11 protein-coding genes are annotated in these 11,851 nt (G+C 46.0%); 6 read left to right on the plus strand and 5 right to left on the minus strand.

Annotated features, from left to right (window positions below):
- Positions 1–3: 3 nt before the first annotated feature.
- The 5 genes from GO003_RS22230 to GO003_RS22250 all read right to left on the minus strand — a co-directional run bounded on the left by GO003_RS22230 (position 4) and on the right by GO003_RS22250 (position 5,405).
- Positions 4–1,491: a RimK family protein gene (locus GO003_RS22230; protein ID WP_231089148.1), complete on the minus strand. Its 1,488-nt coding sequence runs from the start codon at positions 1,489–1,491 to the stop codon at positions 4–6.
- A 193-nt stretch (positions 1,492–1,684) separates the two neighbouring features.
- Positions 1,685–2,038, minus strand: coding sequence for a DMT family protein (locus GO003_RS22235; RefSeq protein WP_159659018.1), 354 nt, complete (start codon positions 2,036–2,038; stop codon positions 1,685–1,687).
- A 242-nt stretch (positions 2,039–2,280) separates the two neighbouring features.
- Positions 2,281–3,258: an alpha-L-glutamate ligase-like protein gene (locus GO003_RS22240; RefSeq protein ID WP_159659017.1), complete on the minus strand. Its 978-nt coding sequence runs from the start codon at positions 3,256–3,258 to the stop codon at positions 2,281–2,283.
- A 2-nt stretch (positions 3,259–3,260) separates the two neighbouring features.
- A complete protein-coding gene (locus GO003_RS22245; RefSeq protein WP_159659016.1) occupies positions 3,261–4,787 on the minus strand; it encodes an inactive transglutaminase family protein in 1,527 nt (508 codons plus the stop codon).
- 57 nt (positions 4,788–4,844) lie between these two features.
- Positions 4,845–5,405, minus strand: a complete 561-nt coding sequence (locus tag GO003_RS22250; protein ID WP_159659015.1) for an ATP-dependent zinc protease family protein — start codon at positions 5,403–5,405, stop codon at positions 4,845–4,847.
- 444 nt (positions 5,406–5,849) lie between these two features.
- On the opposite strand from GO003_RS22250, the gene GO003_RS22255 reads away from it, so the two are divergent.
- The 6 genes from GO003_RS22255 (at position 5,850) to GO003_RS22280 (ending at position 11,847) form a co-directional block, all read left to right on the plus strand.
- On the plus strand, positions 5,850–6,764 hold the full coding sequence (locus GO003_RS22255) for an HlyD family efflux transporter periplasmic adaptor subunit (protein ID WP_159659014.1): 915 nt from the start codon (positions 5,850–5,852) through the stop codon (positions 6,762–6,764).
- Positions 6,765–6,770: 6 nt separating this feature from the next.
- Positions 6,771–7,940 carry an ABC transporter permease DevC gene (devC, locus tag GO003_RS22260; protein ID WP_159659013.1) on the plus strand — a complete coding sequence of 390 codons (1,170 nt, stop codon included), beginning with the start codon at positions 6,771–6,773 and terminating at the stop codon, positions 7,938–7,940.
- Positions 7,940–8,611, plus strand: a complete 672-nt coding sequence (locus GO003_RS22265; RefSeq protein WP_159659012.1) for an ATP-binding cassette domain-containing protein — start codon at positions 7,940–7,942, stop codon at positions 8,609–8,611. Before devC ends, GO003_RS22265 begins: the two co-directional genes overlap by 1 nt.
- 98 nt (positions 8,612–8,709) lie before the next feature.
- Positions 8,710–9,933 carry a GTPase family protein gene (locus GO003_RS22270; RefSeq protein WP_159659011.1) on the plus strand — a complete coding sequence of 408 codons (1,224 nt, stop codon included), beginning with the start codon at positions 8,710–8,712 and terminating at the stop codon, positions 9,931–9,933.
- A complete protein-coding gene (locus GO003_RS22275; RefSeq protein WP_159659010.1) occupies positions 9,930–11,429 on the plus strand; it encodes a GTPase family protein in 1,500 nt (499 codons plus the stop codon). Before GO003_RS22270 ends, GO003_RS22275 begins: the two co-directional genes overlap by 4 nt.
- Before the next feature lie 148 nt (positions 11,430–11,577).
- Complete coding sequence (locus tag GO003_RS22280; RefSeq protein WP_206444805.1) at positions 11,578–11,847, plus strand: hypothetical protein; 270 nt, start codon at positions 11,578–11,580, stop codon at positions 11,845–11,847.
- Positions 11,848–11,851: the final 4 nt, after the last annotated feature.

Genomic DNA, 11,851 nt, shown 5'->3' on the forward strand with positions numbered 1-11,851 from the left:
TCCTCAAGGGTAAGCGCTGTGTTTGCGTTCCATTCGCCGGATAAATTCTTCCATAATAATGCGGTATAAATCATCTCCCAGATACAAGTCTTCAACACCACTGTCGATACTGGGATTATCATTGATTTCTATGATGACAGTTCGTTCGCCTACCTGCTTTAAATCTACACCGTAAAGGCCATCACCAATTAACTTGACTGCCTTGGTCGCTGTTTTAATGACTTCCTTGGGGACTTCGTGAATCGCCATAGTCGCAAAACCGCCGCTTTTTTCCAGGAGTTTGCCGCTGCTGTGGTTATAAATTTGCCAATGTCCGCGCGCCATAAAATATTTGCAGGCGTAAATCGGGCGATAATTGAGAAAACCGATACGCCAGTCATAGTCCGTCAAGACATACTCCTGAAGCAGCAAGATGGCGGATTCTTTGAACAATTCCTGACAGTGTTGCACCAAATCGGCACGATTATGCGCTTTGACTACGCCGCGTGAAAATGAGCCATGGGGAATTTTTAACACAACGGGATAACTGAACATCTGCTCCAGCGCGTCAAAATCCATCTCCTTGTTACGCAGCAGCAATTCCGTTTTTGGAGTCTCCACACTATGGGTAGCGAACAAATCGGCCAAAAAGACCTTGTTGGCGCATTTCAAAATGGAGTCCGGATCATCCATGACCACAAGTCCCTCACTCTCCGCGTGCTTGGCAAAACGATAAGTGTAATGATTGATTGCTGTGGTTTCCCGAATAAACAGAGCATCATATTCCGGCAATCTAGCGAAATCATGTTTATTGATGATATCGATATCGACGCCTAATTCATTGCCAACCCTGATAAAGTTTTTAATCGCTTTGCTGTCACTGGGAGGCAGTTCTTCCTCGGTATTACACAAGATTGCCATATCAAAACGATAGCGTTTGCGGGACTTGGGTTTACGCCAGATTTTACGGCTGAAGGCATCAATTGCCGAAGCAAATTGGTTTTGTTCATCTTCCGATAATGAAGCTAAATTCCCAGGATCAATACCGGTAATTTCCCAACGCAATGTGCGCTTAAAATCAACCTCAAGGATAGGACACGGATAAAACTTGAAAAGCCTGCGCGCCATTTTTTCCAAAGGCGGATAGCAAGTCTTGCCGAAAAAAATTTTGATCTTCAGTTCTTCGGCTTCAGCCTGACCGCATTTTTCAAGATGCTTGCCCAGATATTTATCAAGATCATTATCGTACAAGCGGTAATAATGATGATTGGCAAGATCGTTGATACTGCGAATGGAGGGAATAACGCGCTGCCCTCTCGCTTCTGCCAGCAAAGAACAATAGTACCCGGTACCCAAATAGTCGTAATCGCGGCAAAGATTGATCACCTGCGCGCGATGCTGCATTTTTTTATTTTGTAGCGAAAGATAATCTTCGACCGTAATCAGGTCGCTACTTGGAAAATAAGGAGCCCAATCCTGAAGATGGTCGACAACGATATAAAGTGAATGCATGACGGATGGAAAAGGATGAAAAGATGAGAGAACGAGAAAACAGTAGATCAAAACTAAATGAAGCGGCGCTTAATATTTCACCCCTAAAACAAGGCGTCTTTGCTTGCTTTGATATTGCTTGTTGCCGCATTGCAAAGAATTCAGAGTGAAGATTAGCGCGGCTTACAAACACGAAGTAACACTTTACCTGAAATCAGGAAAAAAGCTTTTCCCTGAAAATAAAAAAAACAGCACCCATGATACAAAGCGCCGCCCACAGATAATCCAGTTTTAAAGGCTCTTTCATATAAAAAAATGCAAAAGGCACAAATACAGACAAGGTAACGACCTCCTGCATTATTTTCAGCTGACCTATGTTGAGTGTCTGATAACCGATCCGGTTGGCAGGCACTTGCAGCATATACTCGAATAGAGCTATACCCCAGCTTATAACTGCCGCCCAAAGCCAGGGTTTGTCATTGAGTTCTTTAAGATGGGCATACCAGGCAAAAGTCATGAACACGTTGCTGCAGACCAGCAAGAAAATAGAAACAAATACGGGATTCATAAAAAAACAGTGAGGGCTTATAGAGTGAGCATTCAAGCATTAAACCCGCTTATGTTCAAGTAGCAGCATTTTTACCAGCAATTCCCAATTTGATGATAAAAAAGCTTGGAGGATATCGGCACCAAAGAAGCTGCCGTCAAGCCCCCATGGATGTGTCTACGGCATTCCTTGCAAGGCTTACGTCAACCTTCAAAGCCACATTAAAAATTCAAACTGGGAATTGCCGGAGTCGATATCGTTACTTATAAAGCCTGACTGTTTTGGGTCTGCCGATAAATAGATTTGGCCAGTTTGACCCGTTCTTCCGGTGACGAGGGAATAGACTTGATTTTCTCTACCGCTTCAAGTCTGGGCAGCAAGCCCTGTTTATTGGCTAATTGAATGCTGAGCCCGGGACGTGCGTTGATTTCCAGCATCAATGGCCCTAATTTCGAATCCAGCACAATATCGACGCCGATATAACCCAGTGAAACCAGTTCTCGGCAACCTGCTGACAGTAACAAGATGTTATCCCAGCCGGGAATTTCGAGATGATTGATGGTATGTCCCGAATCCGGATGCGCATCAATCAAATCATGATGCCATACGCCGCCGGTCGTTCGCCCGCTAGCCATATCAATACCCACACCGATAGCGCCTTGATGCAAATTGGCTTTACCGTCAGACATTCTAGTCGGTAGACGCAGCATGGACATCACTGGAATGCCTTGAAAAACAATGGTACGAATATCCGGAACCCCCTGGTAACTGACTTGTTCAAAAACCGGGTCAAAATCAACCCGATATTCAATCAAGGCGACATCGGGCTGCCCCCCCAGACTGTACATGCCGCTGAGAATATTCGAAATGTGGTGATCAACCTCGGATTTGGTCAATAAAGCGCCATTCAGCTTCCTGCAGCCTTCCTTGCTCCGACCCTTGATGATCAATATTCCTTCGCCGCCACTGCCGTGCGCAGGCTTGATGACGAATTCACTGTAAGGCGCCAATATTTCAGTTAATTGAGCCACCTGATATTCGGCTTCTATCACTGCATACAGCGCTGGGACTGCAATGCCTGCCTGTTGAGCCAGTTTTTTGGTGCGTAATTTATCATCGACCAGCGGATAAAATTTCCGTTGATTGTATTTGAGAATGTAATCACCGTTGCGCTGATTCATCCCCAACAAGCCCAGTTCCCGCAAGCGTTTAGAGGGATTTAACAGATTTTTCCAGAGCATGATCAATTACCCTTCACAATCACTGATCTGAACCGCCATAATTCAGAAATCCGGTAACCGGTGTAACGGCCTAACCATAACGTGAATGCCAGAAGCATGAATAAAAGCTCAGGGAAAACGAACATCAAATGCTCAAGATATTCGTTAGTCATTAACAAGTAGCTGATTGACGCTACAAAAAGACTACCGGCACATTGCTGTAACGATTCACCGGCGCCATGCTCCTCCCAAACCAAGGACATCCGTTCGATAGTCATCGCAATAATGACCATGGGAAATAGAGCTACGGACAAACCACGGTCAATGCCCAGCTTATGACTCAACAAACTGACGAAGGTCATCAGAATAATAACGATGATCAAAACTGCAGCCAGACGAGGCACCAGCAACAAGCGCAAGTACTCCAGGTAGAACCGGATCATTAAACCCAAAGCCAACAGCAGACAGAACAAGGCCAGCCCCCAGGCTAATTCGGTTTCTCTGAATGCCATGGCAATAAGAATTGGCATAAAGGTACCGAATGTTTTAAGTCCGACGATATTACGCAGCAACACGATCAACAAAACGCCAACCGGCATCATAATCAGGATACGGTAGACATTTTGCGTTTGAACAGGAAGGTTAAACAACGAAAACTCCATCAACGGACCGTTGATAATACCGGCCCGTTGCTGAGTTACAGCGGTCATCCCGCGCGATTGTTTATAAATAGAAAAGTCGACGTTGGCCGATTTACCTCCGCTGACATCCAGCAAAGGCTTATCGCCGTATTTCCAGAGCACCGCATTGGAAGGAAAGCCGGATTCGCCTGTTTTAGGATTAAACGTCACCCATCGCTCGCCGGAATAGACTTGCAGCCAGGGAACTAATCGGCTGTGACGGGCGCCATCGGACAATATCAACAGATTGACTTGCCGGGAGGGGATACGAGCACCCTGCAGAATACTGATGATCCGGCTGACCCAGGCCTCTGACGTGGCCGCGTCTTTACGTAACAATTTGACATTCTCATCAGAATCAGCCGCATTAAGCCTCTGCAACAACTCATGAGTAAATGATTTTGTATCGGCTGACTTATTTCTGACTTGCTCCAGCAGAGCCGTTAATGCAGTCCTCATGATTTCAGGGTATTCCTGCTCGCCGGGATAGACCACATTTTTATCTTTGAATTCCGGTGTTTCGCCCGGGATCAATTGCATCCGGTAATACAGCGTTTGATCATTTTGAGAACGTCGAATCGCCCACTGGGCAACGCGATTAAGGTCATCATTTTCTAATGTCAAACCGTACCGGCCTGACACAAAATTCTCATCCAGAACCACAAAACCCGGTACTTGCTTGGGCAGCATCATGCTGACTTTTGAAGGACCGGCAGTTCTTTTGTAAGTGACTTTTGCCTCGATAGTCCAAAGTTCAGACTCTTGAACCGGCAGCAAAGGGAGTTTAAGTTCAGTGACTTTGTAATAACAAATTGATGCGCTCACTAGAATTAACAGTGTCGCCAACAGATTTACATGTAAGTTTTTCAAATTTTCCGCCGCGCTTTTCTTAAGAAATGTAGCAATGAGTCCACTTTGCTGCTTGATTTACTTTTCACTGGGTTCGCCAGCCAGTTCTGGACTGCAAACAAGCTCTTTCAACATAGGTGAGTGGACATGTTTATCTGAAGAATCAACCAGCACATTATTGCTAAGAAACTGCCTGCCCAACAAAACGGGATAAATATAATTTGACCGGTTGGCCAATGTGAATTCGGTCGTGTAGTAATGTCCGTACATACAAAAACTCAATTCAACTACGGATCGCCTGACAGATTCGAGTTTATGTCTTTTTATCAATACCGTTCTTGCCAAAGGCCTTTCAACAACCTGTCTTTTCTTGGCATTTTTTTTATAGCTTTCAGGCAGCGTGAATCTGACCCACGTTTTACCGTCCCGTTCAAAACGTTTAATATTTTCAGCATGGATGGAGGAAGTCTTAGCGCCTGTGTCCAGTTTGGCTCTTAGATGAGTTTGCCCCTCCTCAAAAATAACGTTTTCAACCCAGCCGGCGGCAATTTTCTGATTACCATGACCGGCAAAAGCAAGCTGACCCGTCACCAATAAAAACGCGCACAGAAAAACGCTGAACAAAAAATTAATTTTCATGTGTGGAAAAATATAGCATTGGAGTATTAAAAATATCAGATTGGCCTTATCTGCTGACCAACCTGCAAAAAGCGCCCATTTTAACCCGCTTCAGCAATTACCGTATAGCTTTGTAGCCACCAGGATTTTGTTTTTGGAAACATCAAAAACCTGTACTGAACAGTTTATACTCTCCACTTATAAAAAAATGATTGCGTCCATGTTTAACCCGCAAGTCCCAGTTTGATGCTAAAAAAGGGTAGGAGTAAGCTTTTCGGGGATGTCGGCAACAGGAATGCTGCCGTCAAGCCCCCTGGGATGAGTCTACGGCGTTCCGCGCAAGGCTTACGCAAACCCTCAAAATCACATTATAAGTTCAAACTGGGAATTGCTGATGTTCAACTAAAAACACATCAACTGATAAATTTAACGTAATTGTTATAAAAAACCACTTTAGGATTCCGTGTGCCTTTCTCGAAAAAAGTTTTACCCTTTTCGGCTTTGTTGTTGATCAGCCTGATCTGTCAGGCTGCGAATGATCAAATTAGTGCATCGCCTGCCGTGGCTGCTGACAAGGTTTCAGGCATAGGCGCTTTAGGCAGAATTGAGCCGCGTTCGCGGGTTATTCGGATATCTCATAATGTCGGCCCCGAGGGATCACAAGTCCTTGATCTGATGTTTAATGAAGGCGAGCAGGTCCCGAAGAATAGCGTATTGGCAGTTTTGGCGGATCGCCCTCAGCGAGAGGCTGAGTATAGAGCAGCACAAGCAACCGGCAGTGAACTCACGGCGAAATTGGCCAGAGAACAGATCAATTTGGCTTTTAACGAAAAAGAATACCAACGCTATCAGACGCTATCAGAACAAGCCTCCGCCAGCCTTTCTTTAAAAGACGAAAAAAAACGGGATTACGAGCAATCCAAAGTATTGATTAAACAAATTGAGGCTGAAATCGAACGGAATCAAGCCGACCAGGCAATCGCCAAAGCTATTCTCGGAAATACAGTTATTCGCGCACCGATAGCAGGCACTGTATTGAAAATTCATACGCGTCCGGGAGAAAAAATAGATGATGACGGGCTTTTGGAAATGGCGGATTTATCAGACCTGGATGTGGTTGCGGAAGTGTATGAGAGTGACTTTCCCCGAATTCGCACCGGCCAAAAAGCAACGGTGCAAATCGACGGTTTCTCTATTACTTATGAAGCAGAAGTCAGGGAACTCGGATTCTTGGTCAAAAAAAATGATTTGAACGATACCGACCCCTTAGCCGACAGAGACAACCGAACCATAGAGGTTAGACTCAGTTTAAACGCCCAAACAGCCAACGACTTGAAACACCAGATTTACCGGCAAGTCAAAATCCGTTTTCAACCCTAGCTGGCCATGAATCCCTTCAATTACTTTTATTTTCCTGGCCGTCTGGCCTGGAGACAGCTGGTTTTCGATAAAACAAAACTCTTTGCTGCCATTTGCGGAGTCTTGTTTGCGTGTGTGCTGGTTTTTATGCAACTGGGATTTAAAGATTCGCTCTACAACAGCGCCGCGTCAGCGCCATTGAAGATGAATGGAGATTTGTTCCTGATGCATAAACAAACCGAGGCGATGTGGCGACCCACCCGGTTCAACCGCAGTGAGCTGATGCGAACCCTAGGTCATCCGGATGTTGACAGCGCCTACCCCATGTATTTATCGCTGGCCCAGTTTAAAAATATCGAGACACAAACCAAAAGAACACTGATGGTCTACGGTTACGATCCGGATGCGGATCTGCTGGCTGTTGAGGCCATTATCGAAAAACGCACCGAACTGCGACTTAAAGATACGGCTTTATTTGACGAATCATCCCGTCCTGAGTTTGGTCCGATGCGAGCTCTTTTGGATGCCGGTAAAAACAGCACCGAAATCAATGACTATAAATTGAACATTATTGGCCTGTTCCGGCTGGGTGTTTCGTTTGCCGCAGACGGTAATGTGATGACCAGCGATCAAAATTTTCTGCGTATTTTTGCCGACCGCAGGGCTGATCAGATCGATATCGGCGTGATCAAAATACGCCCGGGAAGCGATGTCAAAAAAGTACAGGCTGACTTGAAAACACGACTGAATGAATTCGTGAATATTTTTACTTATGACGAACTCGTTCAATATGAAAAAAGTTACTGGGAAAACACCGCACCCATTGGTTTTATCTTCGGCTTCGGCACCATTATGGGACTGGTAGTCGGCATGGTGATTGTGTATCAAATTCTTTTTACCGATATTACCAATCATCTCAACGAATTTGCGACACTCAAAGCCATGGGTTACAAGCATGGCTATTTTATTAGAGTCGTTTTTGCTTCCGCCTTTTTTCTGGCCATTCTGGGATTTTTACCCGGCTTCCTGATGTCGCTGGGATTATACCGACTGGCTGAATCACAGACCTTTATGCCGATGCCGATGACACCTCATAAAGTATTCACCGTCTTTCTGTTCATACTTTCAATGTGTGCATCGGCCGGTTTACTGGCAATGCGCAAACTTAAAGCGGCAAGCCCGGCAGATATGTTCTGATGGACAAAATGATTGAAGTCAGTGACCTCAGCTTCAGTTTTGGCAGTGGTGAACTAAAAAATACGGTACTGAAAGACGTTGACTTGACGATACATGCCGGTGAAATAGTCATCATGACCGGACCTTCGGGCTCTGGAAAAACGACATTCTTGACCATCATCGGCGCACTCAGGCAGGCTACGGAAGGCAATGTCTGCGTCATCGGACAACAACTGGTCAATAGTTCCGAACACGCCAAAGTCAAAATTCGCCAGCAAATCGGCTACATTTTTCAACAACATAACCTGCTTAAATCATTAACGGCTATTCAAAATGTGGCAATGGCCCTGGAAATGCACCCGGGGCTGACTGAATCCCAACGCTTACAACGATCGGCCGATATGCTCTGTTCGGTAGGATTGGATGATCGCCTCTATTATAAGCCCGATCAGCTCTCCGGCGGACAGAGACAACGTGTATCAATTGCCAGGGCACTGGTCGGAAAACCAAAAATCGTACTGGCAGACGAACCCACGGCATCGCTGGATAAACACAGCGGACAGGACGCCGTGGGTGTATTAAAAAAACTCGCTAAAGAGGCCGGCACGACCATTCTGCTGGTGACACACGACTACCGGATACTGGATATTGCGGACCGGATTGTCGAACTGGAAGACGGCATTATTAAATAATGAGGTCGCGCACCTGCCACTATCCACAAAAGCTACTGTTTGCTTTTCCAGGCTTAAATCCTTTATGGTAGTGTTTTGGTGCTGAATCAAATACCGTTATGTCAAGCTCATCTAATCCCTTTACGAACTGGAAATCCTGGATTGAACAAATTCTAAGGCCTCAACCGCCTGAACACTTGATCCACGAAAAACTGGAAGCCATTCGTTCCGAACTGCCGCCGCCGGTCATATGGCTGCTAGGCAAAACCCAGAGCGGCAAAAGTTCGCTGATCCGGACGCTGACAGGCTCCACTCAGGCCGAAATCGGCAACGGCTTTAGACCCTGTACCCGCACGGCCATGTTGTTTGATTATCCTGACCCGGACACCGCTTTCATTCGCTTTCTGGACACCCGAGGGCTCGCTGAAGCCGGCTATGATCCCAGCGAGGATATGCATTGGTGCGACCAGCAGGCCCATCTTTTGATCGTTGTGATGAAGGCCATGGATCAGCAACAATCAACGGTCATCAATACCGTTCGCCGGATTCATAAAACCCACCCCGGCAAACCTGTCATTGTCGTTCAAACGGCTTTGCATGAAGGCTATCCTGATAACGCTTACGAACATGTGCTCCCCTACCCCTTTGATAACGGTAACATCGACCCGGCTGTGCCGCCTGATTTGCGTTGTTCGCTATTAAAACAGAGGGAGGATTTCAAGGACATCAAGGCTAGCTTTATCCCGGTTGATTTTACAACGGAAGAAGAAGGCTATGATCCCGCCGATTACGGCATCGACGCTTTATGGCAAAGTATTGAAGACATATTTCCGTATGGCATTAAAGCCATGTTGGAACAAAACAGTTCTGCAGACGATTTTACCGGCATCCATTGGCATTCGGCCCATCCACACATAATAGGGTATGCTGTTTCAGCCGGTTTGGCAGCTGCGATTCCTGTTCCTGCAGCGAGTATCACCTCGGTTGTCACCGTGCAGGCTAAAATGTTTCATAGCATTGCTCATGTCTACGGTTTGCCGTTAACCCGGCAAAGTCTGAGCGAGATCAGCAGTGCAATAGGAGTCGGCGTTCTGGCCGGGCTGGGTGGGCGGGAACTGATGAAGTTTATTCCGATTTACGGACAAAGCGTTGGCCTGGGTATATCCGCACTGTATACCGCTGGCGTTACCTATGGCCTTGGAAAAACACTTTGTTATTATTTTGCTCAGTCAAAACGGGGCGGCAGCGTCAATCCCGAACTCTTGCGTAAAGTGTACCAATCCGAATTTGAGCGAGGACGCCTCATGTTACGTAAACGATTTAAACGAACGCCATCATCATGAAAACCCGGTTGAATTGGCTAAACAAGGTTCTCAACTTATTCCTTGCGCTTCCCTTGCTGTTGCTATCGGGTTTAGGGATTTACGGGTTATGGCAAACCGGCCACGAGAAGGGCTTTTTGATCGTGTTTGCCGTCTTCTATGCTTTCGTGGGGCTGCTGAAAATTCTTGTTAAAAAGAAAACAATCTCATCTCCGGATTATCCATCGGTTACTGCAAATGAAGATTGGCCGCCTGAAACAACAGAAATATGGGAGCGAATCAATGCGTTGGCTGAAACACTGAATCCGGCCGATTACCCGCTCACTGACAGCCAACGCCTTATGGAACTGGCTAAAAAAGTCACTGGCGAGGTCGCGGGCTATTATTCATCGAATAAAGATAAAACCGGCCTGGATGTTCCCCTGCGAAACATTCTCTATATCACCGAAAAAGTAAGCCGTGATATGCGCTGTTTACTGGATGATAAAATTCCTTTCAGCCACTTATTAACCGTCAATAACGGTTTACAAATCTGGAAATGGAAAGCACGCCTGGAAAGTGGTCACATCCTTTTCCGTATGGGCAGCCTGCTTTTTAGCCCTGTTTCATCATTGCCCAGAGAACTGAAACAGTTTTTTATTGGTGGTAAAGCCGCAGCTTACCCCATAGGCTCATTCGAACGCTGGTTGCTGCAGACCCTGGTTAAAACCATCGCTTACTACGCGATAGAACTTTACGGGGGTCAATCAGTCCCCTTGCGCATCACAGAAACAGAGCAAGAACCCGAACTGATCGCCTCGACTTTAAGCAAAAAGCCCCTGCGCGTATTGATAGCCGGACAGTTAAAATCCGGCAAATCAAGCCTTGTGAATGCGCTTTCGGCTGAGTTAACGGCTCCGGTCGATGTGTTACCGCTAACCGGCGCACTCACTCCCTATAAGCTGAATCATGATGAAATCGGTGACCTGCTGATTTTTGACAGTCCCGGTTATGAAAATGAAAATGCCTGGTATGAACCCAAGCTCGATCAGAATTTGGGCGGCTTTGATTTAATTTTGGTCGTTTGCGCGGCCAATCAGGCAGCAAGAGCAGCCGATGTAAAATTTATGAGCGCTCTAAGGACCTGGTTTGATCAGCATTTAAAGCGCCGTTTCCCACCGGTTCTGGCTATTGTGTCGCATATTGATCAACTTCGGCCGACCCGGGAATGGGATCCCCCCTACGATATTATCTCGCCGCAAAACGCGAAATCGCAGGCGATCAGGGAAGCATTGGATTACATTTCCAGCACACTGGATATACCGGTAAATGACTGTATACCGGTCAGCCTGAAGCAAAAGCATGAATACAATATAGATGCACTATGGTCGGCGCTGATTGAAAAAACACCGGCTATGCTTAGGGCGCAGCATCTAAGGAGCCTGGCCGAAGGCAAACAACGGGAGAAATGGGCATTGATTCGCAAACAACTGGCACACGCGGGACGCTTTGCAGTCAACCAAATAAAAAAAAGTTAATTCATTCACGAATATTTTCGACACACGCAGGTTGCATTATATTCAAGAAACTTGACCTTTGATTTTGATGTCAGTTGTATTCCTTTTCTTTATAGCTAGACTGATTACCTAAAATAATGCACTCCTAACCGTTATCCGGAAAATCCTGTTGAAGCCTACCGTACTACCTTTCATCACACTAAAATATCGCGCAGTCGTATTGTTTATAGTCTGTGGGTTTTTACTGAAAAACGGCACTGAACAAGCAGCTTTTGCTTCCGAACAATTAATTTATCCGGTCGTCAATCAAAATTCACCCCAAAAAATAATCAGCCGCAACGGTATCAGTGCAATCTTCAAAATGCGCTTACGACACTGGCAAGATGGATCCGCCATCACCGTATTCGTTTTACAGGATGATGATTTCTTACATAACTGATGTT

The sequence above is a fragment of the Methylicorpusculum oleiharenae genome, assembly GCF_009828925.2.
GTDB classification, from domain to species: domain Bacteria; phylum Pseudomonadota; class Gammaproteobacteria; order Methylococcales; family Methylomonadaceae; genus Methylicorpusculum; species Methylicorpusculum oleiharenae.